27 protein-coding genes are annotated in these 25,932 nt (G+C 33.3%); 14 read left to right on the forward strand and 13 right to left on the reverse strand.

The features are described from left to right. Positions 1-11: 11 nt before the first annotated feature. From cas4 to D1869_RS12775, 4 genes are read right to left on the reverse strand one after another with little or no spacing between them, the layout of a single operon-like run. Complete coding sequence (cas4, locus tag D1869_RS12760) at positions 12-632, reverse strand: CRISPR-associated protein Cas4 (RefSeq protein ID WP_231113626.1); 621 nt, start codon at positions 630-632, stop codon at positions 12-14. Then, positions 629-1,813, reverse strand: coding sequence for a glycosyltransferase family 2 protein (locus D1869_RS12765; protein ID WP_156015422.1), 1,185 nt, complete (start codon positions 1,811-1,813; stop codon positions 629-631). The genes cas4 and D1869_RS12765 overlap by 4 nt, the downstream gene beginning before the upstream one ends. A gap of 45 nt (positions 1,814-1,858) precedes the next feature. Beyond that, a complete protein-coding gene (locus D1869_RS12770; protein ID WP_156015423.1) occupies positions 1,859-2,995 on the reverse strand; it encodes an aminotransferase-like domain-containing protein in 1,137 nt (378 codons plus the stop codon). Continuing rightward, entirely contained in the window at positions 2,980-3,891 is a 912-nt protein-coding gene (locus D1869_RS12775; protein WP_311732952.1) for an ornithine cyclodeaminase family protein, read from the reverse strand. The genes D1869_RS12770 and D1869_RS12775 overlap by 16 nt, the downstream gene beginning before the upstream one ends. A gap of 88 nt (positions 3,892-3,979) precedes the next feature. Between D1869_RS12775 and D1869_RS12780 the strand changes: the two genes are divergently transcribed. Further along, entirely contained in the window at positions 3,980-4,294 is a 315-nt protein-coding gene (locus D1869_RS12780) for a Sul12a family chromatin-organizing protein (RefSeq protein ID WP_156015425.1), read from the forward strand. Here the strand turns inward: D1869_RS12780 and D1869_RS12785 are convergent. The 3 genes from D1869_RS12785 to cutA are packed head-to-tail and all read right to left on the reverse strand — an operon-like array spanning position 4,277 to position 7,531. Continuing rightward, the gene (locus D1869_RS12785) at positions 4,277-4,960 is read right to left on the reverse strand and encodes a polyprenol monophosphomannose synthase (protein WP_231113627.1); all 684 of its coding nucleotides are present in this window, start codon (positions 4,958-4,960) and stop codon (positions 4,277-4,279) included. The genes D1869_RS12780 and D1869_RS12785 overlap by 18 nt on opposite strands. Further along, positions 4,932-5,411 (reverse strand): RNA-binding protein, encoded by a 480-nt coding sequence (locus tag D1869_RS12790; RefSeq protein ID WP_156015427.1) that lies wholly within the window; start codon positions 5,409-5,411, stop codon positions 4,932-4,934. The genes D1869_RS12785 and D1869_RS12790 overlap by 29 nt, the downstream gene beginning before the upstream one ends. Further along, a complete protein-coding gene (gene cutA, locus D1869_RS12795) occupies positions 5,411-7,531 on the reverse strand; it encodes a glyceraldehyde dehydrogenase subunit alpha (RefSeq protein ID WP_156015428.1) in 2,121 nt (706 codons plus the stop codon). Before cutA ends, D1869_RS12790 begins: the two co-directional genes overlap by 1 nt. Positions 7,532-7,642: 111 nt before the next feature. Between cutA and D1869_RS15205 the strand changes: the two genes are divergently transcribed. Then, on the forward strand, positions 7,643-7,819 hold the full coding sequence (locus D1869_RS15205; protein ID WP_196772265.1) for a hypothetical protein: 177 nt from the start codon (positions 7,643-7,645) through the stop codon (positions 7,817-7,819). A 23-nt stretch (positions 7,820-7,842) separates the two neighbouring features. On the opposite strand, the gene D1869_RS12800 is transcribed toward D1869_RS15205, so the two are convergent. Next, positions 7,843-8,355 carry a M48 family metalloprotease gene (locus tag D1869_RS12800; RefSeq protein WP_184651016.1) on the reverse strand — a complete coding sequence of 171 codons (513 nt, stop codon included), beginning with the start codon at positions 8,353-8,355 and terminating at the stop codon, positions 7,843-7,845. A gap of 87 nt (positions 8,356-8,442) precedes the next feature. Here D1869_RS12800 and D1869_RS12805 point away from each other — a divergent pair, with 87 nt between their 5' ends. After that, positions 8,443-9,462 carry a zinc-dependent dehydrogenase gene (locus tag D1869_RS12805; protein ID WP_010980425.1) on the forward strand — a complete coding sequence of 340 codons (1,020 nt, stop codon included), beginning with the start codon at positions 8,443-8,445 and terminating at the stop codon, positions 9,460-9,462. Here the strand turns inward: D1869_RS12805 and D1869_RS12810 are convergent. Both D1869_RS12810 and cobS read right to left on the reverse strand, forming a co-directional pair. Continuing rightward, positions 9,391-10,302, reverse strand: coding sequence for a cobalamin biosynthesis protein (locus D1869_RS12810; RefSeq protein WP_156015430.1), 912 nt, complete (start codon positions 10,300-10,302; stop codon positions 9,391-9,393). The genes D1869_RS12805 and D1869_RS12810 overlap by 72 nt on opposite strands. Then, positions 10,263-11,006 (reverse strand): adenosylcobinamide-GDP ribazoletransferase, encoded by a 744-nt coding sequence (gene cobS / locus D1869_RS12815; protein ID WP_156015431.1) that lies wholly within the window; start codon positions 11,004-11,006, stop codon positions 10,263-10,265. The genes D1869_RS12810 and cobS overlap by 40 nt, the downstream gene beginning before the upstream one ends. Before the next feature lie 16 nt (positions 11,007-11,022). Here cobS and D1869_RS12820 point away from each other — a divergent pair, with 16 nt between their 5' ends. Together D1869_RS12820 and D1869_RS12825 are read left to right on the forward strand one after the other, a co-directional pair. Continuing rightward, positions 11,023-12,399 (forward strand): cobyric acid synthase, encoded by a 1,377-nt coding sequence (locus tag D1869_RS12820; protein WP_156015432.1) that lies wholly within the window; start codon positions 11,023-11,025, stop codon positions 12,397-12,399. A gap of 36 nt (positions 12,400-12,435) precedes the next feature. Next, positions 12,436-13,548, forward strand: a complete 1,113-nt coding sequence (locus tag D1869_RS12825) for a GMP synthase (glutamine-hydrolyzing) (protein WP_156015433.1) — start codon at positions 12,436-12,438, stop codon at positions 13,546-13,548. Here D1869_RS12825 and htpX read toward each other — a convergent pair. Next, the gene (gene htpX / locus D1869_RS12830) at positions 13,532-14,509 is read right to left on the reverse strand and encodes a zinc metalloprotease HtpX (RefSeq protein WP_156015434.1); all 978 of its coding nucleotides are present in this window, start codon (positions 14,507-14,509) and stop codon (positions 13,532-13,534) included. The genes D1869_RS12825 and htpX overlap by 17 nt on opposite strands. A 109-nt stretch (positions 14,510-14,618) precedes the next feature. On the opposite strand from htpX, the gene D1869_RS12835 reads away from it, so the two are divergent. The 5 genes from D1869_RS12835 to D1869_RS12855 all read left to right on the forward strand — a co-directional run bounded on the left by D1869_RS12835 (position 14,619) and on the right by D1869_RS12855 (position 19,487). Beyond that, positions 14,619-15,020, forward strand: coding sequence for a CBS domain-containing protein (locus D1869_RS12835; RefSeq protein WP_156015435.1), 402 nt, complete (start codon positions 14,619-14,621; stop codon positions 15,018-15,020). 242 nt (positions 15,021-15,262) lie between these two features. Beyond that, the gene (locus tag D1869_RS12840) at positions 15,263-16,744 is read left to right on the forward strand and encodes an MATE family efflux transporter (protein ID WP_156015436.1); all 1,482 of its coding nucleotides are present in this window, start codon (positions 15,263-15,265) and stop codon (positions 16,742-16,744) included. A gap of 19 nt (positions 16,745-16,763) precedes the next feature. After that, positions 16,764-17,582: a class I fructose-bisphosphate aldolase gene (locus tag D1869_RS12845; RefSeq protein ID WP_156015437.1), complete on the forward strand. Its 819-nt coding sequence runs from the start codon at positions 16,764-16,766 to the stop codon at positions 17,580-17,582. An 11-nt stretch (positions 17,583-17,593) separates the two neighbouring features. After that, a complete protein-coding gene (locus tag D1869_RS12850) occupies positions 17,594-18,721 on the forward strand; it encodes a glycosyltransferase family 39 protein (RefSeq protein ID WP_156015438.1) in 1,128 nt (375 codons plus the stop codon). Next, the gene (locus tag D1869_RS12855) at positions 18,711-19,487 is read left to right on the forward strand and encodes a nucleotidyltransferase family protein (RefSeq protein WP_156015439.1); all 777 of its coding nucleotides are present in this window, start codon (positions 18,711-18,713) and stop codon (positions 19,485-19,487) included. Before D1869_RS12850 ends, D1869_RS12855 begins: the two co-directional genes overlap by 11 nt. On the opposite strand, the gene agl3 is transcribed toward D1869_RS12855, so the two are convergent. Further along, positions 19,471-20,628 carry a UDP-sulfoquinovose synthase gene (agl3, locus tag D1869_RS12860; protein ID WP_156015440.1) on the reverse strand — a complete coding sequence of 386 codons (1,158 nt, stop codon included), beginning with the start codon at positions 20,626-20,628 and terminating at the stop codon, positions 19,471-19,473. The two genes, D1869_RS12855 and agl3, sit on opposite strands and share 17 nt — an antisense overlap. Positions 20,629-20,668: 40 nt before the next feature. Here agl3 and D1869_RS12865 point away from each other — a divergent pair, with 40 nt between their 5' ends. After that, the gene (locus D1869_RS12865; protein ID WP_156015988.1) at positions 20,669-21,565 is read left to right on the forward strand and encodes a BadF/BadG/BcrA/BcrD ATPase family protein; all 897 of its coding nucleotides are present in this window, start codon (positions 20,669-20,671) and stop codon (positions 21,563-21,565) included. Here the strand turns inward: D1869_RS12865 and D1869_RS12870 are convergent. Continuing rightward, a complete protein-coding gene (locus D1869_RS12870) occupies positions 21,551-22,987 on the reverse strand; it encodes a gamma-glutamyltransferase family protein (protein ID WP_156015441.1) in 1,437 nt (478 codons plus the stop codon). The genes D1869_RS12865 and D1869_RS12870 overlap by 15 nt on opposite strands. Positions 22,988-23,029: 42 nt before the next feature. Here D1869_RS12870 and D1869_RS12875 point away from each other — a divergent pair, with 42 nt between their 5' ends. The 3 genes from D1869_RS12875 to D1869_RS12885 are packed head-to-tail and all read left to right on the forward strand — an operon-like array spanning position 23,030 to position 25,931. Next, positions 23,030-23,389 (forward strand): hypothetical protein, encoded by a 360-nt coding sequence (locus tag D1869_RS12875; protein WP_156015442.1) that lies wholly within the window; start codon positions 23,030-23,032, stop codon positions 23,387-23,389. Further along, positions 23,379-23,624, forward strand: a complete 246-nt coding sequence (locus tag D1869_RS12880; RefSeq protein ID WP_052846780.1) for a MazG nucleotide pyrophosphohydrolase domain-containing protein — start codon at positions 23,379-23,381, stop codon at positions 23,622-23,624. The genes D1869_RS12875 and D1869_RS12880 overlap by 11 nt, the downstream gene beginning before the upstream one ends. Positions 23,625-23,627: 3 nt before the next feature. Next, positions 23,628-25,931 carry a tRNA(Met) cytidine acetyltransferase TmcA gene (locus tag D1869_RS12885; protein ID WP_156015443.1) on the forward strand — a complete coding sequence of 768 codons (2,304 nt, stop codon included), beginning with the start codon at positions 23,628-23,630 and terminating at the stop codon, positions 25,929-25,931. The last annotated feature ends 1 nt before the right edge of the window (position 25,932 follow it).

Raw genomic sequence — 25,932 nt, forward strand, 5'->3', positions numbered from 1 at the left:
AATATTTGTTTTTATTTATTTCTCTTGTAGGGGCATACAGAGGAATAGACGCAATAACCACACTCCCAAGGATATCTAGGTACTTTAGTTCTCTTTAGCGTCTCTTCGGCTAGTCTAATTACTCCTACCTCGTCTGCTGGTTCATTTACTTCATATTCAGTTACTCTGTCTGGAGTTATATACACTAGTAAACCCTTCTTTATTCCAGTCATCCAAAGGTAAATTTGTAATTGAACTTTATGATGCTCATGTGGTAATCCCTTATCAGCTCTAGCACTTTTTATTTCAATTACTACCTTTTCTCCGTCAATTTCTGCTATTGCGTCAATTCTTCCTTTTATTTTCACTTGCTTATTGTTTACTGGAATTTCTCTTTCTATCTCAACCTCAACTTGAGAATTACTAAAGTTATTTTTAATGAAGTTCTCTAATCCCTCATGTACCATATCGCCTAAAATTGTAGAGGGTGTGAAGACCTCTGAAATTGCTAATTCTTTATACGTTTTTTCATACTGAATTTTCAAGGGGCATCGTATTAAGTCTGTGACGTAAAGTGTATTATCATCTTTCGTATGCGTTAAGTAATCTTCCAATTTCTTTTTGAAAATTCTTTCCACTAGCATGTCTTTCATCTCCCTATCTCTGTGAAAACCTTTCCACTTCTTTCTGTTTTAACCCATATTCTAGGTCTTCTAGTAATTTCTAAAAGCAAAGCTGTTATATTAAGTAAAACTACGAAATTCATGTATACTAGTGATAATATTGAGTAGGGAAATTCTATTAAGTGTTTCTTTGAAATAGTTAAAGCAGTGATGAAGCTTACAAATGAGGCAGCAGATACAAATGCTGTTGCAACTATAAATAAGGAAGTCGGATAAATTAGAATTAGTGAGTAATTAACTAAGTTTAATACCATGAAAATGGGAGTTAAAACTATAAGAGCACCATCTATTATTCTCAGATCTATCTTACTTCCCCTTAATTTTAGATTAACCTCAAAGTGTCCTCTGTACCATCTTAATCTCTGTTTTATTAGCCATCTTAAACTTATTGGTACTTCTCTCCATGCCATAATAGAGGGCACATAAACTATTTTATAACCTTTTGATACTAATCTTATACTTAAGTCTAAATCTTCAGTCAAGCTGTATTCATTCCATCCTCCTACTTCTTGTACGAGTGATTTTCTTACAAATGTACATGTTCCCTCAAGTGGTACAAATAATCCTAATCTTGCTCTTCCAGCTATAGAATACTCATAATATAACTCTTCAAGACTAGCAAATCTAGTAATTATATTTTCTCTAACGTTAATAGGTATTAACTTTCCTTGTACTCCAGCTATTTGTGGGTCACTAAACACTGAAGAAGCATAACTTAGTACATCTAATCTTGGAACAGTATCTGCGTCAAATATTCCAATGATCTCATGCTTAGCTACTTTCATGGCATAATTTAGAGCCCTACTTTTACCGTTTGGAACATTTGATGGAGTTAGTTTTACACAATGAACTAGATTATCATAAAGGTTTTCGTATTGCTTGCAAACTTGATATGTGTTATCTGTTGAACCATCTTCAACAACAATTATTTCATATTTTGATTTATCATATTCTTGGTTTACCATCCTATCTAATAGTCTCCCTAATACTTTTTCTTCGTTTTTAGCTGGTATAATTATAGAAAAAGTCTTATCTGAGAAATCTTTGGTTTCAATTTTGTTCCATGTAATTCCGTAAATCGCTAAGAACGAATTGTAAACACTCCAAGATGATACTAAAATACTTATGAATGCTATTATTTCATCTAACATTATGTAAAAATAGATACTCTTTTTTAAATTTCTTTTCTAAAGAGATTAAACCCTATCCCACGCTGATTTTAATATTTTAACTCCTTTTTTAATTTCGTCCTCGGTAGCAACGGATATACTTAGCCTAGCCATAGTATCCCCTCCCCTTAAAAAGAAAGGCTTAGCTGGAACAAAGCTTAATCCCATTTTTATAGCCTCATTGAAGACTTTCCAACTATCTTTCTTTAAGTCAAGAAGTAAGAAAAATCCACAAGATGGTCTATTAAAATCAGTAAATCCAGTATCTAATAGAGAATCTGTTAAAATTTTCATCTTATTAGCATAATGCTCATATAGATAATTCATTCTATTTTTTACTATTCCTTTTTTCAACAATCTGGCCACTACGTATTGATTTATAGTTGAAGTAGAGAAATCCATTTGTTCGATAAGAGATATTTTTTCTGCAATTTCTTCATTTGCTAGTATAAAGCCTATTCTTAATCCAGGTGCAATAATTTTGCTAAAAGAACTTATGTAAATTACTCTTCCATTTTTATCAAAATATTTTATAGGTTTAGGGGTCTCTCCAGCTATAGGTTTATATGGATCATCTTCTAGTATATAGAAATCATAACTATCTGCAAGTTCAACTAACCTTTTCCTTCTATCTTCACATAAGTTAACTCCCGCTGGATTATGACAATTAGGTATTACATAAAGTAATTTAATTTTTACAATTTTCAGCACTTTCTCCAATTCATCAACAATAATTCCTTTTGAATCAAGACCTATAGGAAGAACAACATTACTTCTTAACTTTAATGGTGTAAAAGTTTCTATGAATGTAGGGTTTTCAACAGCTATAGTATCATTTTCTAGAAAATATTTAGATAAAAGCTCAATAGCGTGCTGAGCACCACTTGTTACTACAATTCTGTTTCCATTCAAAGATAAATTAAGATTAGGTATATAGTTCTCTATTTCCTTTATAAGTTCCTCTTGCCCTCCTGCACCAGGATAGAAAAATACTTTGCTACCATATTCTTCAATAATTTCATTATAAGCCTCTTTTATTTCTTTAATAGGCATAACTTTAGGATCTGGCGTGCCGCTGGCAAGATTTATCTCGACTTTTTTTGCAATTTGCGAGGCTAATTCTACTGGAGAAATTTCTATTTCCCTACCTATCCGAGAGACCATTTTCCTCCTATATCAATCTCACTTCCTATCCCATATTTCTTTGCTTTCTCATAAAGTAACTTGAGTATTGCTACATCCTCAAGTCCTATTCCCATGGATTTGAAAACTGTTATCTCATCTTCACTATTCCGTCTTACTTTTCCAGCAATAATTTCAGATATAGGTTTTACTTTATTCCAATCTAACATATTCATCTTTTCAGCCATTATTAGATCTCCAGCTTCCTCCTTTGCTTGCTCTAAATCTTCAACAGCAATAATTGATGCATTTTTTAAAACCTCTGGATATAACTCAACTCTTTCAGGTAAGTTAGAGCCTAAAGCGTTTATATGTGTTCCCTTATTTAAGAATTCGTACTTAATAAAAGGGTCTTTTGAGTTAGTGACTGTTACTATAACATCAGCATTGCAAACATCCTTGTAATCTTTTGCTTTTTCCACTTTTATTCCTTCTTGAATAATTTTCCTAGCTTCTTCTTCTAGTTTTTCTTTACTAAAGACTTTTATTTTTACTCCTGGTTTCAATTCATAATAAGCTTTCACCTGATATTTTCCTTGTTTTCCAAGACCTATAATTCCGACAACAGAATAGCTAGATTTTGCAAGAAAATCCGAGGCTAATACTGAAATTGCTCCAGTTCTAATTCTCGTTATTAGATCTGACTCAGCTAAAAGTACTGGTTCTCCATTATCATCAAAGAGCATTGAGAAAAAAGTACCCTTAATAAATACTTTAAATCCTAAGTAGTGATCTAACCCTCCAGCTTGATAGGTCAAAACACTTCCATGAAATGAAGTTCTTACTCTTTTTGTATTAGTGGCTAGTTTTTGATAAAGTAATATAAAAGAGTTTTTTAATGCATCATATGCATCTTTAAAATTTAATATTTTCAGCACTTCATGTTCCCTTAATAGAAGCACCAATGCTATCAATATCTCTTATGCCCTAGAGTTTAAAAGCAAATATTTACATAAGCTAAAGAATATGGAGCTGACACCCCGTCTTCAAGATATAATTTCTATTTTAAAAGAAAAGAAAGAAATTAACATAAAAGACCTAGCACTAGAATTAAAGATCTCTCCTAAAACAGCAAAGGGTTATGCCAGAGAACTCTATCGTTTAGGGTTTGTAGAATTAGATAATGATAATATTAAACTGAAAAACTCTCAACCAGTCTCAAGTGATGAGTTAAAGAAAATATTAGATGCCCATGAAGCCGAAATTACAAATTTGAAAAAAGAAATAGAATTATTGAAGGAAGAATTAGCTAAAATAAAAAAATCAAGAAGTAAATCCTAATGATAGTTTTAAAACATATACAAACCAATTAAGAATTTTTTCACTTCCTAACTTACTTTTTCCCTTACTTCTATCCCTAAAGGTTATAGGTACTTCAACTATCCTTAATCCAGCCCTCTTAACCTTATACACCGCACATATTTGAAACTCATATCCATCTGCATTTTTACAATCTTTAACTACTTCGATAGCATTCCTAGAATAAACCCTATACCCAGAAGTATTATCTTTAACATCGATTCTAAGTAGGGTCTTAGCTAACATATTTGCTCCTTTGCTAATAATTCTTCTCTTTAAGGGCCAGTTTTCAATTTTCCCACCTTCTATATATCTAGAACCTATAATCAAATCAGCTTTTGTTGCTTCTTCAAACATTTTAGGCAAATAAATAGGATCATGACTTAAGTCAGCATCCATGGTTGCTAAGTATTCAAATCCTAATTCTAATCCTTTAAGTAGTCCAAACCTTAATGCACTGCCAAGACCCTTCTCACCTTTTCTTACAAAAACTATAGCATCCAACTTTCTAGCTATTTCTGCGGTACTATCTTCACTATCATCGTCTACTATAATGATTTTTGCATCTGGTAAATATTGCCTAATTCGTGGTATGAGTTCTTTTATATTTTCCGCCTCATTATACGTTGGAACTAGAACCCCTCTCATTACACATTTCCCATATTTTGTCATTAAGATAATGTAAATTTATTCCAAACTTCCCTTTTTTCTCATTTAAAGCTTTTTCTTTATCCATAAGAACTTTTATAATTGCTATAGGAATATTTGTCTTAGTCTTTACCAAAACAATGTCACCTTCTTTGCAATTACAGTTATACTCAACAATACCGGGTACAAAAAGATCAGCACCATTTATAATATGCTTTACTGCACCTTCGTCAACTGTTACAGAAGGTAACTGTAAATTATATTTTCTTATAAAACAAAGTGTAGGAATTAGTTCTTCTGAAAAAAACGAGAGTAAACCATTAACAAAGTAGTATACTTGCTTTTTCTCCTTTCCAATTTCAATTTTTCCTTCAATGTCAATTCCGTATTTATTTTTTATTTCAGAGATTAGTTTTTTACTATCCTTTTCAGATAAAAAGTGTCTCTGCATCAACTAACCAACTCCTCAAATCTAACTGGCATTTTAGTTATTCTCTTTTTAATACATTGTTCTACAGCATTTATTATTGTCGGTGTAGCTGCTATTGCACCCGCTTCACCAATTCCTTTGCTCCCCGTAGGATGAGGAGATTTTCCTAGAATTTCATATTGCCAATCTATCTTCTCGGGTATTTCTACTGCTGTAGGTATAGAGTAGTCTTGAAAATTAGTAGTTAATAATTGTCCATTTTCATCAAAGAAAGCTCCCTCTAATAACGCTTGTGCCATCCCTTGTACAATGCCACCTATAGCTTGTCCTTCAGCAAGTAAAGGATTAATAACAGTTCCTACATCATCAACTGCAACATATTTCTTTACAAATACTTTTCCTGTCTCATCTACCTTAACTAGAGCCAAATGCACACCATAGGGGGTGGTGGGAGGTTGTTTAACATTATAGATAGCTGTTATATCCAGACTTTCTCCCATCTTAAAAGCATTCTTTACGATTTCGTCAAAAGTGACTTTATTACCGTTCTTCTTATGTGTGACATTTCCTTCTTTATACTCAACCTCCTCTTTGTCAGCATTTAGTATTTTAGCACCGATTTCAATTAATTTATCCTTAAGCTTTTGAGAAGCTAATAAAACTGCTGAACCACCTATAGTTACAGTCCTACTTCCCCATGTTCCAATACCATCTTCAATTATTTCCGTATCACCCCATCTAACTTCAATCTTTTCAATTGGTAACTCCAGTACGTCAGCTGCAATTTGAGCAAATGCAGTTGCATCTCCTTGACCGTGAGGACCAGTACCTGTAACTAATGTAATTTTACCATCATATTTAACAGAAATTCTGGCAACTTCCCAAGGTCCAAAAGCAGTTATTTCAATATAAGAAGAGACACCAACACAGCCATCCTCTTTCTTTAGTTCATCATAATATTTCTTCCCAATTTCTAAAAGTTTCTTTACATTTCCAGAATCATAAGTAACACCAAAAATGTTAGTATACGGTAATGTGTCAATAGCATTCTTCAACCTTATTTCATACTGATCTATTCCTAATTCATCTGCTACAATATTTACTATTCTCTCTATAAAGTATATACCTTCTGGTCTACCAGCACCTCTATATGATTGTGTAGGAGTTATATTTGTATGAACTGCATAGGCATCAATATCAGCACCGATTATCTTATAAATACCAGGTAACATCCTTACGGTACTCTTAACGTTTCCAGATTCATCATCATTAGCATCTGGGTAAGGAGCTCCTAAGTTTGCTATCAGAGTACCTCTTATTCCTAAAATTGTTCCATCTTTTCTAACAGCAACTTCAAACTTCAGTTTTTTGTCCCTACCATGTCCAGCCGATATAAATTCTTCCGTTCTTGTAGGTACCCATTTTAGTGGTTTCCTTAATATTAGTGCTAGTTTAGCTAAAGCGTATTCCTCTGGATGGGCAATGATTTTACTACCAAATGCACCTCCAACGTCAGGCTGAATTACCCTAATGTTTTCAAATCCAAGGAAATCAACAAGATTTCTTCTCAAATAGTGAGCTGATTGCGTAGAAGAGTAAAATGTAAGCTTATTTCCATCAAAGTAAGCTAAAGCACCTCTAGTCTCTAACGGTGAAGCTATTACCCTTTGATTGATTAAGGTATCAGAAATTGTTAAATCAGCTTCTTTAAATGCTTTTTCTACGTCTCCTCCTTTCCATCTTTCATGATAATAAATATTTGAAGATAAACCACTATGCACCTTCACTTTGTCTTCTAACGCTTTTTCCGGGTCTAAAACGTAGTCTAATTCCTCATATTCTACTTCAACAGATTCAATTAGATCATAAGCCTCATATCTATCTTTAGCAATGACTATAGCTATTGGCTGTCCAACGTAGGTAGTCTCTTTAGTTGCTATAGGGAAATCTTTTCCAGGATTTATATCTTCACCAGTAAATATTCCTTCTTCTTTTTTAACCTTAATCCTTGCATGAGGATATTTACTTCTTACGAATGCTACAAATAGTGTTCCAGGTAATTCAATATCATCAACGTATGCTCCTTTTCCAGTTATAAGCCTTAAATCCTCAATTCTTTTTATCGGCTTACCGATATACATGAATTAAAGTATACACGAGAATTTTATAAATATTTGTACAAGGGCTGAACCCTTTTTCACGTTAATAAAAATCTTTTTATATTTGATAATGTTAAAATTTTTCCGATAAAGATGATCTCTCACACCGATGTGGGCTATGCCCAAAAGGGTGAGGGAGATAACGGAGATGTGAGTCCCGTGCCGTTGGGCTCAAAGGAGTCCCATGACCCATCTACCAGTAGGTGGTTGAGGGTTAAGCCCCTACACTCGATCATGATTGAAGATAAAATGAGTGAAATGAAAGTGTAGGGACAAACGGGAGAAAAGTATTGTTAAAAACTTAACATCTTAAGTCTCGTGTTTATAGTTGGATGAGAAGAGAATATGCTAGACTCTACGTCTCCATATTTTTTAATGACTAGTTTAAGTTCATCTCCAACTATAGAATATGCAAGCCTATCAGCTTGGATCTCTTGCCTTTTACTTATAAATTTTTGCAATAAAAAGATCAAAATCAAGGAAATCAGTGAAAGAACAATATTAAACTGAAACAGAAATAATGAGAATAATAACCCTACAGCTACGAATATTTTCATCTTTAGGTAATGGTTAAGTACAATATGTGACATTTCGTGGGCTAATATTGCTCTTTGTTCGGATTTATCTAGTTTTAGAAAGCCTTTAGTTATTACTAAATTTTTACCTATTATATATGCGTTTACACTCTCATTATTATCAAGAAATATTCTTATTCCTTGTATAGTAAATAAAGATTTTAATCTCCTTAGCTGTAAACGATCTCCTATAAATATGAGAGGGAGTATGGCGAAAATAATTAAATTCACAATAACTATTACGCGGAAATACTATATATCTCTTTTAGTTTCGCATAAGAAGAAAGAGATTTATTTTAAGCTCATTACTAACAACTTGTGAAAGCTGTACTTTTAGAGAACGGAAAGGTTGTAATTAAGGAGATACCTAAGCCTATAATTAAGGATAAAGGTGATGTTATAGTTAAGATGAAAGCTTGCGGATTATGTGGTACAGATGTAGAAAAAATTTGTGGACAATACACAGCATCTCAGCCAATACTAGGGCATGAGCCAGCTGGAATAATAGACGAATCTAGTGTAGATTTCTTAAAATCAGGACAAAGAGTATTTGCTCACCACCATGTTCCTTGCTATGAGTGTTACTATTGTACTCACGGTAGTCCTACAATGTGTCCTTATTATAGGAAAACAAATCTTGACCCTGGCGGATTTGCTGAGTACTTTAGGGTACCGGCCTGGAATGTAATAAGGGGAGGAATTTTAATTTTACCAGACTCTGTATCTTTTGATGAAGGAGCTTTTATAGAACCATTAGCTACTGTTGTGAGAGCGCAGAGAAGGGTAAAAATAAATAAGGGAGATAGTGTCTTAGTGGTTGGAGCTGGACCTATGGGTTTATTACACGTAATGATGGCTAAGGCTAATGGTGCCAGTACTGTTATAACATCTGACGTATCAGATTTTAGAATTGAATATGCTACCAAAGTAGGAGCAGACTACTCGTTAAATGCTAGAAAGACTGATATACCAAGTGAAGTTAAGAAATTAACAGATGGTAGAGGAGCTGATGTAGCGATAATAGCCTCGGGGTCTCCTTCAGCTATATTATCTGGACTACTTTCAGTGAGAAAAGGGGGATACGTATTACTATTTGGTGTTCCGTATAAAGGAACAGTCTTGAATTACGATATTAGTGAGCTTTTAAATAATGAAATTTCAATAATATCAAGTAATGCTGCAGTGGAAGAAGATACAAAAGAAGCACTGAAATTAATTTATGAAAGAAAAGTTGATGTTAAAAAACTGATAACCCATAGGTTTCCATTAGATGAATTTAATGAGGCCGTAAGGGTAGCTAAGCAAGGAGAGGCCATAAAGGTAATAATATATGATTGAGATTAAGGTAAAATAAAGTACTAAGGTTGCGACAAAAAGTCTTAATGCTCTTCTTACGTCATCTTCTTTAGGCAAATTACCTTCGCCTACTGAATAATAACCTGGTTTTTCAAGTTTCACATGCAGTATAGATGAAGCAAAAGATATTGGGTATCTGGCATTCAAACTTTCAATCCCGCTACTCTTAAGGGTCTTACATAAATCTCTAGGCTTATATCCAAGGAGGTATCCAGCTATAATCATTAGGATTCCAGTGAGCCTAGAAGGTATATAATTCATGATAGTGTCAACTTTCGCAGAAAACCATCCCTCTTTCTGTAACTCTAGTGTTTTATAACCAACCATACTATCCATTGTATTAGAAAATCTTTGTAGAAGTGCACCAGGATAGCCAAGAATAAGGAACCAGAAAATAGGTGAAGTTATACCATCAATGAGACTTTCAAATAAAGATTCAATAACTGCTGAGGCTACATGAGGATCATCGAGTTCATATACATTTCTTCTAACTAACTGTTGTGCATACTTTCTATTTTCTCTATTAACTGGGATAGACTTTTTTACCAGTTCATAAAGCATTTTGATAGAAAAACTAGTCTTAAGGAAAAAAGTAAGAAGTATAGTCTGTATTATTACGCTAGGGATATATAGCGGGATTAGAAGTAGAATTAGGACTGGTATTACACTAATTACCCATACAAAGACTCCGTATAAATAGCCCTTATAAGGTACTATCATTTTCTCAGATATTTTGCCAACCCAAACGACTGGATGAATATAGACTGGAGGCTCTCCTAGGGTTAAATCAAAGAGAATAGCGAGGTAAAGAATAGGTAGCATCTTCTTTCCGCTATAAGTAGAAATATGGGAAATGATAAAGTTATTACGGCTCCTATAAAATCTCCAGAACTCCCCCTTAGAGTCGAGTATCCTAGAAAGTAGAAAAAGAGTAATAGAATAGCGAACGAAATTAATATGTAAGGATTTCCGAAAAGTACTACCTCAACTATAATTGACAATATTTTCCATTTATTATTTAGATTATTATGAAAAATCTTCCCCATATAACTTATTTCTATTGGAGGCATTATAGCTAATAAAAGGATTCCTAAAGCTCTACTTTCAACTTCTGCAATTAACAAAGAATAAAAAGATAAAGTTTTGATAGATAGCAACACGGTAAGAAAAATTGAAACATACACTAATAGTAAGCCTATTCCACCAGCTCCTACCTCTACGTCATGTAAAGCCTTAATTTTCTTGTTATAATCTTTAGCCATTAGTGCATCTCCAAAATCAAGTAACCCATCTAGATGATGAAAACCTCTAATAATCTCCACAGTAGGTAATAGAAGGAGGAAGGCAACATTGCCCAAAACCTTTGACGTTACAGATACTACAGAATAGTCGATTAAAGCCGTGATTACTCCAACAATTATTGGTGAGATAAAGGAAGCACTAGCAACCTCCTCTAAAGTTGCTTTTGTCGAGGGAATAATAGTAAAGAATGAGATTTGTGAGGCAATCTTTTTAAATATTTTCATCTTGTTATGCTATCATGTGGCAATTATTATAGCTTCTACTATGAGTGATTCTGGGAAATCGACAGTAACAACAGCTATCGTTAAATTACTAGGTTTAACTCCTATGAAAATACAAAATATGTCGCTAAATAGCTTTCCTACTATGGATAATGGAGAAATAGCTTTTATCCAAGCATATCAGGCGTTTGCAAAGGGAATTGAACCAGAAAGATATATGAATCCTATTCTATTAAAGCCTGCAGGTAAAGGAATAGAAGTTATTTACTTTGGTACTCCTATCGGAGTATATTCAGCTGAAGAGTACTATAATAAAATAGAAAAATTATGGTGGAAAATTAAGGATTATATTAGAAGAGATGCTGTAATTGAATCTGCTGGAGGAATTGAACCAAATTTTATAGATAAAGACTTAACGCTGGTAAGGTTAGTAAAAGAGTTTAATCTTCCCGTTATACTAGTTCTAGATATAGATAGAGGAGGAGCATTTACTTCAGCTTATGGTGCATATCTTACTCTTCCAGAAAGTATAAGAAAGAACTTGAAAGGTTTTATAATCAATAAGTTTAGAGGAGATGAAAAGTTACTTAACCCAGCTATAAAATGGCTTGAAGAAAAAACTGGGATGAAATATTTAGGTTATCTTCCTTATTTTGATGAACCTCCAATAATGCAAGAAGATTCAATGAACATATTTGAATTCGGTGAAGGAGATATCGAAGTAGGTATACTAGCTTACCCTTATATGAGTAATTTTAACGAATTTTATGCATTTAATAAATCAAATGCGCATATTAAATTTATTAAAAAGCCTTCACAATTATCTAAAGTCGACTTAGTTATTATACCTGGTAGTAGAAATACGTTTGAAAGCCTAGTATGGTTAACGGAGAAGGGTTTTATTGAACATATTAGAAAGAAACCAGTCCTAGGAATATGTGGTGGTTTTCAACTTATGGGTAAAAAGCTTATAGACGCTTATGGTTATGAAAGTGGGTCTATAAAGGAATATCAAGGCCTAGGAATATTCGATATTGAAGTTATATATGATAAAGATAAAATTATTTCTAGAAGCTGGTCTGATATAAAAGTCAATGGTTATGAAATTAGAAGAGGAAAAATAAAATATTTGAACGAAAAGCCTATCTTAACAATTACTAAGCGTGGATATAAGGAAGTGAATGTTTATGATGGCGCTATAAAAGATGATAAATTAGGTTATAGTATTCATGGCTCTCTATTTTCTGATGGAGGTAAAAAACTTCTATATGAATTATATGGTATAAAAGTTAATAGTAAAAGTCTTGAGGAGGAAATAAAGGATCAATCTGAGAGATTAGCTAATATATTTAAACGTTATATTGATGTGGATTTACTTAATCAAATAAATATATAGGTGAATTTATTAATTTATTTTTAGTCAGTTAAATCAATGAGTTTTGACCCACAAAAATTTGTTGATGAGATCTCTCCTCAATTAAAGGAAATTGTTGATAGTAGAGCTATAGCAGCAGTAAGTGGTGGTGTTGATAGTACAACAGCCGCAGTTTTATCGTATAAGATTCTAGGGGATAAAGTAATTCCAGTTATGATAGATACGGGTTTTTTAAGAGAAAACGAAGCTGAGAATGTAAAGAATATGCTTAAAGATTTAATGCCTCTACAAGTTATTGACGAGAGAGAAAAATTCATATCATCATTAGAGGGTATGTCAGATGCTGAAGAGAAAAGGAAAAAATTCAGGCAATTATTTTATGATACTTTATCAAGAATCGTAAAAGAGTTTAATGCAAAATATTTAATACAAGGAACAATTGCTGCTGATTGGGTAGAAACACAAGGTGGTATAAAAACACAGCATAATGTTCTAGTACAATTAGGTATAGATACTGAAAAAGAATGGGGATTTAAAGTTGTTGAGCCTTTAGCTGATTTATATAAAGATGAGGTTAGGGCATTAGCAAAATACTTAGGTTTACCTAGGGATATATATAATAGGCAACCTTTTCCAGGCCCAGGACTACTTGTTAGAGTTGTAGGTAGGTTAACTAGAGAAAAACTTGAAATCTTGAGGAAAGTAACTACTACTGTGGAAAAGAACTTATCTGAATTAAACCTCTCTCAGTATTTTGCAGTCATTTTTGACTCTGCTGCAGAGTATAATAAAGAGTTAAGTAATGAGGTAGGATGTGATGTTAAGGTATATAAAACATTAGCTACTGGTGTTAAAGGTGATGTAAGGGCTTATGGTAATATAGCTGGTATCGAATGCAGGAAAGATTACGAGAGCTTAAGAGAAATTATGGAAAAACTTACAAGTTATAATATAACTCATGTGGTCGTTAAGATAAAGGATAAAAACCCAGAGGGTATTTATACCATAGGAATTAGAGCTGTAAATACACAAGATTTTATGACAGCAGATTTTGCCAAGATAAATTGGAATATCCTTGAAAAAATAGCACATGAAATTAATGATAAAAAAATCAAGGAAGTTGTTTATGATATAACGACAAAACCCCCAGCGACTATTGAGTATGAGTAAGTTTTTCTAATAATTGTATTCTTTTTGCTGGGTGTGGATGATCGCTAAAGATGTCTGCAAATGGGCTTACCTTTATATTTCTCCAATATTCTACTAATTCTTGAACTTTATAAGCTGGTATATCTTCGTTTATTTGAAAACCAGAGAATAATAGCATACTTCCTATTTGTCCGTATTTTTTCTTATACCTTTCAATTATATCTGGATCTGTAGATAATACGATTTTAGCTAATGCTGTTTGCAAATTCTTAGCACCATTAGGGACTGTTATTGCAGAGTTAACGTCAGCGTATGCTTCTCTCATTCTGTTAAGGAAGAGTACAAATAGATTAAACAGGAAGCTGAATGCTATTAATGCTATTCCGATTAAGAATAGGATTCCAGAATTATCGTTTCTACCTCCTCCACCTCCACCAAGCAGTCCTCCCCACCATAATCCGTAACCTATCCAGTAGAGCAGAGTTGGGATAAGCCCCACTGCCAAAAGTAATTCTGTATCTTTATGTCTAAGGTGACCTATCTCATGACCTATAACTGCTTTTACTTCTTCCGGAGTTAACATTCTTAATAAAGGCAATGTAATTGCCATGTTCTTACCATAAATAGGGCTTTCGAAGGCAAAAGCGTTTGGAAATGGTACATTAGCTATGTAAACTTTTGGTGTATTCATTCTATTATACATAGCGACCTCTTGAACGAGATTATAAACCCATCCATATTGTGGATCAGTAGGGTCTACTTCAGTAAGATGATAAATTGATTTTATTAAAGCTGGCCCGAATAACCATTGGAGTAGTGTAAATATTGTTACAAACGCTAAAGCTCCAGTAATAAGTAATGGTGCATTAGAGAAGCCAAAGAAGTAGCCTAATATGCCGTAGATTAATGCGAAACCTAGAGCTAATATTGCAATTGCTGAGAGTATCATACTTATTCTTAATTTAGTTACTTCCCAAATCATTTCAAACTTTTACTTACATTATGCGTTTAAAAACTTTTCCAAAGTTTCCCATTTGCTTTAAGGTTTTGCATAAGTTATTCTTTTTAATCTCTTTATCAAATATTATACTATGGAGGAAGAAATAGTAAAAGAATATATGAAAACCCAAGTCATATCAGTTACAAAAGATGCTAAGTTAAGTGACATAGCTAAAGTCATGACTGAGAAAAATATAGGATCTGTTATAGTTGTGGATGGGAATAAACCGGTTGGTATAATTACTGAAAGAGACATAGTAAAAGCAATAGGTAAAGGTAAGGGTTTAGAAACTAAAGCTGAAGAGTTTATGACGGCTTCATTAATAACAATTAGAGAAGATTCACCAATAACTGGAGCCTTAGCGTTAATGAGGCAATTCAATATAAGGCATTTACCGGTTGTTGATGATAAAGGTAATTTGAAAGGCATTATATCTATTAGAGATATTACAAGGGCTATTGATGATATGTTTGAAACAATGGGTGAATATTAAACTTTTTTCACTATTCTATCTAATATGAAAATTAGTATTCCAAAGGAATGGTATGAGATTCTTTTGAAAATTAGTAAAGATAGGAAAGTAAAATTTAATGATTTAGTAATCCAAATATATAATTCTTCAGAGTGTTTAAATCTACAATATGTGGAACCAACGAAATATAAAAACATTAATGTAGAGTGTGAGTGTAAAGATTTGATAAAACATTTAAAGTACTACTTATTCTGTTTGCATGAATGACCGAAAAACAGCAAGAGGTTAGACTAGTTTATACTGGCGTAAGAAATTTATTCTTACGTATTATAACTTCACCCCTTTCATTTATCTTTACTTATTTAGTAGCAAAGTATCTCAGTTCTTTGCCTAATGGCGAAGTGGTTTTTGCCTCTTGGCAATCATTATACGTTTTAGTTTTGGGATATTTTACAATACCTGCTGATATTTTCTCCACATTAACTTCAAGGTATGCAAGTGAAAATAAACCGGTAGGAGGAATACTTTTCTTTAATCTCTTATTTGGTGCAATAAGTGCTACAATTTACATTTTTCTAGTTCCTTATTTAGTATCAGCTGTAAATTACCCAGATTATTTTGCTTTTTATATGGCTTCTCTCTTGATAGTCTCATTTTATGTTTATCGAATAGTTTATGCCATAGCCAGGGGTAAAACCCCTTTAGTAATAGGGACAATTACTGTTGCCTTCCAGGTAGTTAGACTTATAATAGTTTTAGTAGCTTTCTATGCATTTCACCTATCTATACTAGGAGTAATTTACGCATATCTTGCAGGATATATTACTCAAGCACTCTTAAGTAGTTTTAGAATAAAAGCTAACTTAAAATTTGACATAAAGACAGCTATCATAACTGTTAAAAAATCTATAGTGACAATAATTTATTATTTACAGCTCATTTTAGAGGCAACAATCGTATGGTTGACAATTGTTATACTTCATAACGATATTCCAATCGCATATTTTGAGTCAGCCTTAATAATTGCTAATGTAGTTTCGTGGTCTTATGCTCTTTATGACGGGTTAATTGCAAAGCTTGGAGAAACTAAGGACCCTAGCATTATAACTACTTCTTTGAGACTATACTTTTTAATATCAACTTTATGGCTTGTTGTAGTAGTAAGTGAAGGTCATGCATTACTTTTCCATATAAGGAGAGATTATCTCACAGCCATATACGCTTTGATTGTCTTGTCTCTTTCTAATTATATGAGAGGAATATATTCAATATTCTATTACTCTATAGTAATGAAAGATAAAGCATTAGGCTTAGAAGAGTCAGAAAACCCGTTTAAAGGTATTACTGCAAAATTAAACGTTACTAATATCACATTTAGTATTATTGGTGTAGTTGCATCTGTGATATCTGTTTTTATTCTGAGAAGCTTCCCACCATACATTATAGCTATTGGAATGTCATTGGGAGTCCTCATAAACTCTGTTTGGTTACTTCTTACTTCCTACTCTATCTCTAAAAAGGAATACAACTTCAAAATCCCCAAACGAGATATTATCGTATCTATACTCTCTGGTGGTTTAATCTCATTTATTTTCCTACAGCTAAACTTTGTTTCCTATATTAATATGATAGAATATGGATTATTAGCTTCTATCTTATATATTAGTATAAACTATTTGTTTAGCTCTTATGCAAGAAATTTCATAAGATCTGCAATAAAGGAGCTAAGAAAAATTCTTATGTAGGAATGTAAGTTATACATTGATGGTTGGTTTAGAAATAAGAATGAGGAGGCTTTTTGAACACGGAAAAGCATTTGTAGTTGCTTTAGATCACGGACTTGTAATGGGTCCACTAAAAGGAATTGAAAAAGTTGTAGACGTCGTAAAGAAAATAGCGTTTAACGGACCAGACGCATTACAAATGACACCAGCTATGGTTAAACTTGTTAAAGAAAACTTTTTCTCGAGATCCTCACCTATGTTAATTGCAAGATTAGATACTGCAAATGTTTGGAGGCAGCAATACAAAAAGTATGAAAGCGGATATTATTCCGCAGTATACAGTATAAGAGATGCTATTGAAGCTGGCGCCGATGCAGTAGTGACATATTTAGTAGTAGGTTATGGTGAAGACCAAGTTGAAGGAGTTAACTTAGATACGTTAGCAATGCTCAGAAGAGAGGCAAATGATTACGGTATACCATTTATAATTGAACCGTTATATGTTTCACCAGATAATCCAGATTCGATAAAGGATCCAGAATTAGTTAAATATGTAACACGCTTAGCGTCAGAAATAGGTGCTGATATCTTAAAAGTTGATTATACTGGTGATAAGGAGAGTTTTAAGAAGGTTATTGATGTAGCATTTGCCCCTATTTTAATTAGGGGAGGTCCTAAGACTAAAAATGATGAAGAATTTCTTTCAATGCTTAATGATGCTATTGAAGCTGGTGCCTCTGGTGTTACTGTTGGAAGAAATCTTTGGCAAGCAAAAGAACCAGATAAAATGGCTAGAGCAATCTCAGCACTAGTTCATGAAAGGAAAAAAGTTGGAGAAGTTTTAAAAATGTTGGAATAAACGTTTTTTTAATGAATAAAATTACTCTTATATCAGTTATAATTCTTGTTGTAGCCTTAGCTATCTACACGTATTATACTGTAATTACATTTGGTCCAGTTCAGGGTTATATTGGAGATGAAGTATGGTATCCTACAGCAGCATATAATATATTAAAACTAATATTCCACGTAACGCCGCCAATGTATTTTCCCTATTCAAACGAACAGAACATTCAAACTTATATTAATCCAGAACATCCTCCATTAGGAAAATACTTTATGGATATTTTCATCCTTCTTCTAGGTTATAAACCATTGGCTTGGAGAATACCGAGTTGGATAATGGGTGATCTAACTGTAATAGTTGCTTATCTCTTAACTAGAAAATTAGTGGGTAGTGATTTATGGGGTAATGTAGCAGGTCTTGTATCAGCAGCTCTAATAATGTTATCTCCCAACATTTGGGTAATTCATGGAATAGCAATATTAGATGTTTATGTTGGTTTCTTCTCGTTATTGGCAGTCTATCTACTCCTTTCAGATAATAGACTTTTATGGGCATCAATAGCCTTAGGCTTAGCGTTTGCTTCAAAAGAGAGCGCATTTCCTCTACTCTTACCATTTCTTTTCTATGTCGGAGATTTAAGGAAAAATCCTATTCAAAGGGCTATATACGGCATAGGGATACCAGCTGCAACTTATGCAATACTTTCTGTTCCAATTATGATTTATTTCGGTGGTTTAGATGGATGGTTTCATAATTCCTTCCTATATATGTTAGGTTGGGATTCAACAAACGGTCATATTGCTCTCTCTGCTGTAACCCAAATATCCGCCCCATGGGACTGGTTCTTAGATGTTCATCCATTTTATCTAGGTTATAATTTCTACGCATCTACTAATCCAATTTTGATGTGGTTATGGGTAGGAACTACTCCATTAGCCTTTATTCTAAAGGATACAAAATTGATAACACTTACGATGTCTGCATGGATAATGTGGTTAGCATTTGTAGCAGTATATTTTCTTGGTAATCACACACTTTTCAGTTTTTACGTTACTGATTTTGCCCCATTAGTAAATACTTATATTGCTGCCTCAATATTTAAAGCATTAAAGAAGGCAGATTTAAAAAACGTGATGAAATATGGTAAATAAAGCTGTAATTACTGCTGCAGGTAAAGGAAGTAGGATGAGATATATAACTTCCGTCTTGCCCAAAGCATTACTACCCTTATTTAGAAATGAAGAAGGAAAGACTGTAATGAGACCAGTGATTGATTTAATAATGGATTCCCTTCAAGAAGTAGGAGTAAAGAAATTTTGTATTGTTGTGGGAAAACATGGAAAACTTTTAATGGATTATCTTTTCGAAAGGGGGGTAACTTTTGTTTTCCAACCAGAACCTAAAGGCTTTGGTGATGCTGTATTAAGGGCTGAAGACTTCTCAAATAATGATCCCTTTTTCGTCCATGCTGATGATGGTGTGTTAACTGGGGGTTATAGAGAAGCAAATTCGTTGTTTGAAGAAATAAAGCCTGATGCTATCCTTCTAGTTAGAGAAGTTAGTAATCCTAAAAGATACGGTATAGTTTCGGTAAAAGAAAAAGGAGAGTATATGGGCCATAAGTTATATATTGTTACACAAGCTGAAGAAAAACCTTTAGAACCTAAAAGTAATCTAGGAATATCTGCGGTATATGTGTTTTCTCCTAAAATATTTCAAAGTTTAAAAAGGATAACAGTTAAAGAAAATAATGAACTGGAATTAACATATGGTATTCAGAAAATAATTGAGGATGGCGGAGAAGTTTATGCCATTAAACTAGAAAAAGAAAAATGGTTAAATGTAGGTGATCCTCAAAGTTATTATGATGCATTAATGTATTCTTATAAAAATTTAACTACTACATTCTCCATTTAGTTTTTGGTAATATAGCGTCTTTATATCTTTCTAATCTCTCTCTATATGGTAATAAATCTTTTATCATATTCTTTAGCTCATCTTTTAGATTCTTCTTTGGGTAAAACCCAAGTGACGGTAATACTTTTCTTTCTGGGTTATAATAATGTTCTTCAGCCTCTACTCTGGGGTTCGGTAATGGTCCTATTTCTACTTTTAGACCGAGCTCTTCACCAGCATTTTTCACCATTTCAGCAATTTTTCTTACACTATAAATCTCAGCAAATTGGTTAGCTACTCTATATTCACCCTGATTTGGTGGATGCTCTAAGAGAAGTGTTAAAGCTTCCATACTATCTTCTAGGGATATAAAACCTCTAGTTTGTCCACCCTTTCCGTATACCGTTAAAGGAATTCCTAAAATCGCTTGTACGCAAAATCTATTCACTACTGTTCCCCAAGTTTCGTCAAAATCAAATCTTGTCCTTAAACTCTCATCAACAATCTCTTCAGTTCTAGTTCCGTATACTGGACCTTGCATTATATCTGTTACTGTTAATCCCCAAAGTTCATGGAAGTAAAGTAAGAAATCAGTATCATGTACTTTAGTCCAATGATATACAGAACCAGCTTTTCTAGGAACTATTATCTTATCTTTTTTACCGTTAACTATTGCTTCGACATAAATACTTTCTGGTATGTCAAAGTTAGGTGTGCCATACTCACCCATTGTACCCATCTTTAGTATATGAATTGTAGGATCTATTTGCTTAACAGCATAAATTACGTTAAGAGTACTCACTTCGTTATTAACAACTGTATAAACTGCATGGTCCCTATCTTTCATAGAATAGGGAGCAGATCTCTGCTCAGCAAAGTGTACTATTGCGTCTGGCTTATGTTTTTTCATAATTTCAGTTAAAAAATTGTAATCAGTCACATCTCCTATATAAAAAGTTATGTCAACATCTAAATGTCTTTTTGCTTCTCTCACTCTATCTTCTGGTTTAGGTAATGGAAATGCGGAATCCGATCCTACCTCTTCTGAGAATCTCCTTGTAGAAAGATTGTCTATTCCAATTACTTCATGGCCTCTTTTAGCTAAGCGTAACGCTAAAGGCCATCCAAGATAACCATCGATACCTAATATTAAAATTCTCATCATAATGTTTAATAATTATTAAGTAAAAAGTTTTTTCATGATGATTATAGTTGGTGTTGATGCAGGAGGTACTAAAACTAAAGCAGTCGCATACGATTGTGAAGGTAATTTTATAGGAGAAGGTTCTTCTGGGCCTGGAAATTATCACAATGTAGGACTTACAAGAGCTATTGAGAATATAAAAGAAGCAGTAAAAATAGCTGCAAAAGGTGAAGCTGATGTAGTAGGTATGGGTGTGGCTGGTCTTGATTCTAAATTCGATTGGGAAAATTTTACACCCCTAGCTTCATTAATAGCCCCTAAAGTAATTATTCAGCATGATGGTGTTATTGCACTGTTCGCAGAGACCTTAGGAGAGCCCGGAGTAGTAGTAATTGCTGGTACTGGGAGCGTAGTGGAAGGGTATAATGGGAAGGAATTTCTAAGAGTTGGTGGTAGGGGTTGGTTATTATCAGATGACGGTTCTGCCTACTGGGTTGGAAGAAAGGCATTAAGAAAAGTTTTAAAAATGATGGACGGTCTCGAAAATAAGACCATATTATATAATAAGGTACTTGAAATGATAAATGTAAAAGATCTAGATGAGCTTGTTATGTGGTCTTATACTAGTAGTTGTCAAATAGATTTGATAGCTTCTATTGCTAAAGCTGTAGATGAGGCAGCTAATGAAGGTGATACAGTTGCGATAGACATATTAAAACAAGGCGCAGAATTATTAGCCAGCCAAGCGGTATATCTTGCTAAAAAGATTGGTACTAATAAAGTTTATTTGAAAGGAGGGATGTTCAGATCTAATATTTATCATAAGTTTTTTACATTATACCTAGAAAAAGAAGGAATAATAAGTGATTTAGGAAAGAGATCACCAGAAATAGGTGCCGTAATTTTAGCTTATAAGGAAGTAGGATGTGATATTAAAAAGTTAATTAGCGACTAAAGCAATCCCTTCACTTCTAGGATCAGCTACAGCAATATTGTATTTTTTGTTACTTTTGAGTGCTTGAACAACTCCAACTTCTGGGGAATAGTAATCAAGCTGTTCATGTTTTGTCTTTAATCTCTTCTCAGCTACTATTCTGCTTCCTAGAAACATAAACCTTGGAGCCTCTATCGCTTCATCAATTTCTAACCCATAATCAGCATAATATTCAAAAACTTGAGAATGAATCTGCGGTCTCAAATCGCCTCCAGCACATCCTATTATCAAATTCTCATCCTCCTTTTCAGCCATCAGAATAGAAAGAGTATGCAAAGGTCTTTTCCTAGGTTCTGGTTTATTTCTTCCTTCAGTAAATCCAAATCCTCTATTATTAAATGGAATGTCCTTAACAACTATACCAGAGCCAAATGCAAAGAATAAACTTTGTATAAACCCTATTTCATTCTCACCATCAGAAACCACAAAGAAAGTTGTATCCTGTGTATTCATTTTTTCTATCATTACTCTGAATTCTTTCATTCTATTCCTAAGATATCTTTCATCTAGTAAATCAACATCTAATGGATAAAACCTCGGATCTGCTATATAGTTATTTCTGTCACTATATACTATACCATATATTTTAACATGTTCATTTATTCTCTTCTCATCATCATAAGGTAACTTATTAACATTACTTAATTCTGCTAATTTAAGTGCCTGGAGTGTCGAGATCCCTTGAGTATTTGGAGGTAGTTCGTATAATGTGTAATCTTTATAGGTAGTTTTTAAGGGTTTCACTTCTTCTCCCTTAAAGTTAGCAAAATCTGAAAAATCCACGTTAACGCCTTGTTTCCTTAATCCAGAAACAATTTCTTCAGTAATTTTTCCTTCGTAAAACTCTCTGGGATCTTTAGCAATAATCTTTAAAACTTGCCCCATTTCATTTAATTTAACTTTATCGCCAGCGTTAAGGTTACCATAAGTTTTAATCCAACTTTCTGGCATATTAGACGAGTTCTTTATAGCTTTGTAAAGGGATTTACTTACATAAAATCCATTAGTAGCTAGGCTTATTGCCGGTTTTAATAGCTCATAGGTACTCATACTGGTATATCTTTCAATTAGAAAATTCCATAGATCCACTAATCCCGGTACGACTACTGTAGAGGGATGTCTAGATGAAGGTATTTTTTCTACATTTAAACCTTTAGGTGCCCATCCAGATCCGTTATAGGCTATTATTCCTTCTGGAGTCTTTGCTAATAAAAACCCATCACCACCTAATCCGCTTGTATATGGTAAAACTACTGATAAAGTTGCGCTTATAGCTATTGCAGCGTCAAAAGCATTCCCGCCATTCTCTAAAACTTTTGCACCTACATAACTTGCTATATAATTTTGCGTAGCGACGACTTTCTTTCCATAAGCTACTTTCATCAGTATAACTTTTTTAATGAAATAAATAAATCATCATGTATAATGAAAATACCAGATTATGTAAAATCACAACTGAAGGAAGGAACTTGCATAGTGTGTTGTGATGAGTATGTGATATGCATGACAGAGGATTTGCCAAAGAGGACAGATGTTAATATAGATTTTGAAATCGATAGAGAGGAAGGAGAAGTCGTGTTAAGGAATATAATTTATGACGATCCGTCAAACCCATTGTATTTAGAGTATTTCGTAAGCAAAAAATTCGTACAAAGTATTTCTGAAAAAGGCGAGATAGAAGTATATTTTGTTGATGCCAATTTTAATCAAAAGATGAAAATGAATATAAAAATTGATAAAGATGACATTAGATTATTAAAGAGGGAGCTAGGAATTGGAGGTTAAATACGTGCAAGAAAAATTAAAAGAAATGTATTTTAAGAAAGACTCAGAAAGAGGAGTATATGCAACATTTACATGGCTAGTCGAAGAAATTGGAGAATTAGCTGAAGCCTTGCTCTCTAACAACAAGGATTCGATTGAAGAGGAGTTGGCTGATGTAATAGCCTGGGCTTTTTCAATAGCAAATCTTGCTAATATTGATGTAGAAGAAGCTTTAAGGAAGAAATACAAACTATGAGTAATGGACAAACAAGAATTCTTTAAACTTCTTGAAAATAGTATCGTTGATGGTATTAAAAGATACTATAGAAATTTAGTGTTTATTCAAGATAAGAATTATCTAAATCATGTAAAAGAAATTTTACAGCTTTACCTCAAAATTAACTCAAAACCCTCTATTGCTTATGCATTCCATCCATGGGTTAAAGGGGCAAAAGATAGACTTAATGAAATTCGTAATTTAGTAGACGTTCTAGATATAGATTATTCATCATCAGATAGATATTTAGGATCAACTTTCGATGTTGTAATTCTAGATCTGATCGATAACTTCGAACCAAATTATATAGGAAGGTTAATTGATTTAGTGAGAGGTGGAGGAATAGGTATATTATACACTGATAATTTAATAGAACATAAATTGTTTAGAAATTCTATAATTAAGAACGGAAATATACGAGATGTATATGAGAAGAGGTTTTTAAGAAAACTTAATGAACATCAAGGAATTTTTATGATTATTAATTCTGATTATATAGCAAAACCATTTAATGGAGAGGTTAAAGAAAAACCCTCACCTCAAATTCCTAAGAAATTCTCTATGCCTTTAGAATTACATAAACTTTGTATGAGTAAAGATCAGAACAAAGTCCTAGAAAGTTTTAATACCATTAGGGGTGGGGGAAAGAAAGTTTTCGTAATAACATCGGCTAGGGGTAGAGGAAAGAGTGCAGTAACAGGTTTAGGGCTAGCTGGATTAATTTCAAAAATAGAAAAAAAGAAGAAATTTAAAGTAGTTGTAACTGCCCCATCATCAACTAGTATTTCCCAACTAATGCTTTTTCTTAAAAAAGGATTAGATGCATTATCAATTCCCTATAAGAGTAAAGACTCAATATACGGTTACCCACTATCCATAGAAGGTTCAAATTTCAAAGTTTATTATGAAATTCCAGAGGCAACGCTAGAAGATGAAGGAGATCTTTTAGTTGTTGATGAAGCTGCAGCTATAGGTATTGGATACATAGATTCAGCAATCAAAACGTGGAAGAAAGTAGTACTAGTTACTACAGTACATGGTTATGAAGGTTCTGGTAAGGCGTTTCTAAGATACTTAAAGAGAATTCTTACTACGAGAAAAGTTTCTGTAGTGTGGCAAGAGCTCATTAAACCACTTAGATATGCGGAAGGAGATCCAGTAGAAAAATGGTTATATGATACACTTCTTCTTGATGCAGAACCCGATGAACCTCCACAAAATGTAAGCCACGTAATATACGAATCAGCAAATGTTGAAGAAATCTTTAACGATGATCATAAATTAAGACAAATATATGGTATACTTGTCACTGCACATTATAGGAATAATCCTAACGATTTAATGATAATGGCTGATGGGGTTCATCATAAGATTAAGACTTTAAGTACATTAGACGGTAAATATATTGGTGTAGTACAAATAGCTCAAGAAGGTGACTTGCCAGATAGTCTTATCGATTTAGCATTAAAAGGTGGTACTTTTGATGGAGATCTAATACCGGATAGATTAATAAAACACGTAAGGCTTAGAGACTTCGGTAAAATGAAGGGATGGAGAATAGTCAGAATAGCTATAGTTCAAGAACTCCAAGATAAGGGTCTAGGTAGTACAATGTTGAATATGGTAGAGGAGAGTGCTAAGGAAGAGGGTGTGGATTGGGTTGGTTCAGCATTTATGGGGGATGCAAGAGTATTGAACTTTTGGATAAAAAATGGTTATGTCCCAGTTCATGTATCTCCTAAGAAAAATGAGAAACTTGGTGATTATCCAGTTGTGGTGATAAAACCAATTAGCGAGACTGCTGTAAAAGCAACGTTTATTGCTTCTATGATATTAAAAGACAAGATACTTAATACATTACATGATATATACTTTAGCATGGATCCAGAAATTGCTAGAATAATATTAAATGGCATAAAAGTGCATAAAGAGATTAATGTAAATAGGATTTATGTAGATAAGGTTCTTGCTTTTGTTCAAGGTGTTAGCCCCTACGAATCTTCAGCGGATGGAATACACATGATTACCTTAAAGTACTTCTGGGATGCAAAAAGAGATTGGTCATTAACGCCAGAACAAGAAATTATATTGATAGCGAAAGTTTTGCAAGGGAGACCGTGGAGATTTACTTCTTCTAGTTTAAACTCTAATAGAACTACAATAAATGAATTATTATATGAGGCTGTAGCAGAACTTCTTTATAGGTACTATAATTTAACGCCAGATTCAAAAGGAGGATTAGAGATAAAAAATTTAGATGATGAGTTTCACACAAATGAGCTGTGAT

The sequence above is a fragment of the Sulfurisphaera ohwakuensis genome, from assembly GCF_009729055.1.
GTDB lineage: Archaea > Thermoproteota > Thermoprotei_A > Sulfolobales > Sulfolobaceae > Sulfurisphaera > Sulfurisphaera ohwakuensis.

Excerpts from the sequence above, each read along its gene's own strand:
- cas4 (WP_231113626.1), bottom strand. The coding sequence starts at position 632 with ATGAAAGACATGCTAGTGGAAAGAATTTTCAAAAAGAAATTGGAAGAT.
- D1869_RS12765 (WP_156015422.1), bottom strand. The coding sequence starts at position 1,813 with ATGTTAGATGAAATAATAGCATTCATAAGTATTTTAGTATCATCTTGG.
- D1869_RS12770 (WP_156015423.1), bottom strand. The coding sequence starts at position 2,995 with ATGGTCTCTCGGATAGGTAGGGAAATAGAAATTTCTCCAGTAGAATTA.
- D1869_RS12780 (WP_156015425.1), top strand. The coding sequence starts at position 3,980 with ATGGAGCTGACACCCCGTCTTCAAGATATAATTTCTATTTTAAAAGAA.
- D1869_RS12785 (WP_231113627.1), bottom strand. The coding sequence starts at position 4,960 with ATGAGAGGGGTTCTAGTTCCAACGTATAATGAGGCGGAAAATATAAAA.
- D1869_RS12790 (WP_156015427.1), bottom strand. The coding sequence starts at position 5,411 with ATGCAGAGACACTTTTTATCTGAAAAGGATAGTAAAAAACTAATCTCT.
- cutA (WP_156015428.1), bottom strand. The coding sequence starts at position 7,531 with ATGTATATCGGTAAGCCGATAAAAAGAATTGAGGATTTAAGGCTTATA.
- D1869_RS15205 (WP_196772265.1), top strand. The coding sequence starts at position 7,643 with ATGATCTCTCACACCGATGTGGGCTATGCCCAAAAGGGTGAGGGAGAT.
- D1869_RS12810 (WP_156015430.1), bottom strand. The coding sequence starts at position 10,302 with ATGCTACCTATTCTTTACCTCGCTATTCTCTTTGATTTAACCCTAGGA.
- cobS (WP_156015431.1), bottom strand. The coding sequence starts at position 11,006 with ATGAAAATATTTAAAAAGATTGCCTCACAAATCTCATTCTTTACTATT.
- D1869_RS12825 (WP_156015433.1), top strand. The coding sequence starts at position 12,436 with ATGAGTTTTGACCCACAAAAATTTGTTGATGAGATCTCTCCTCAATTA.
- htpX (WP_156015434.1), bottom strand. The coding sequence starts at position 14,509 with ATGATTTGGGAAGTAACTAAATTAAGAATAAGTATGATACTCTCAGCA.
- D1869_RS12835 (WP_156015435.1), top strand. The coding sequence starts at position 14,619 with ATGGAGGAAGAAATAGTAAAAGAATATATGAAAACCCAAGTCATATCA.
- D1869_RS12840 (WP_156015436.1), top strand. The coding sequence starts at position 15,263 with ATGACCGAAAAACAGCAAGAGGTTAGACTAGTTTATACTGGCGTAAGA.
- D1869_RS12845 (WP_156015437.1), top strand. The coding sequence starts at position 16,764 with ATGGTTGGTTTAGAAATAAGAATGAGGAGGCTTTTTGAACACGGAAAA.
- D1869_RS12850 (WP_156015438.1), top strand. The coding sequence starts at position 17,594 with ATGAATAAAATTACTCTTATATCAGTTATAATTCTTGTTGTAGCCTTA.
- D1869_RS12855 (WP_156015439.1), top strand. The coding sequence starts at position 18,711 with ATGGTAAATAAAGCTGTAATTACTGCTGCAGGTAAAGGAAGTAGGATG.
- agl3 (WP_156015440.1), bottom strand. The coding sequence starts at position 20,628 with ATGAGAATTTTAATATTAGGTATCGATGGTTATCTTGGATGGCCTTTA.
- D1869_RS12865 (WP_156015988.1), top strand. The coding sequence starts at position 20,669 with ATGATTATAGTTGGTGTTGATGCAGGAGGTACTAAAACTAAAGCAGTC.
- D1869_RS12870 (WP_156015441.1), bottom strand. The coding sequence starts at position 22,987 with ATGAAAGTAGCTTATGGAAAGAAAGTCGTCGCTACGCAAAATTATATA.
- D1869_RS12875 (WP_156015442.1), top strand. The coding sequence starts at position 23,030 with ATGAAAATACCAGATTATGTAAAATCACAACTGAAGGAAGGAACTTGC.
- D1869_RS12885 (WP_156015443.1), top strand. The coding sequence starts at position 23,628 with ATGGACAAACAAGAATTCTTTAAACTTCTTGAAAATAGTATCGTTGAT.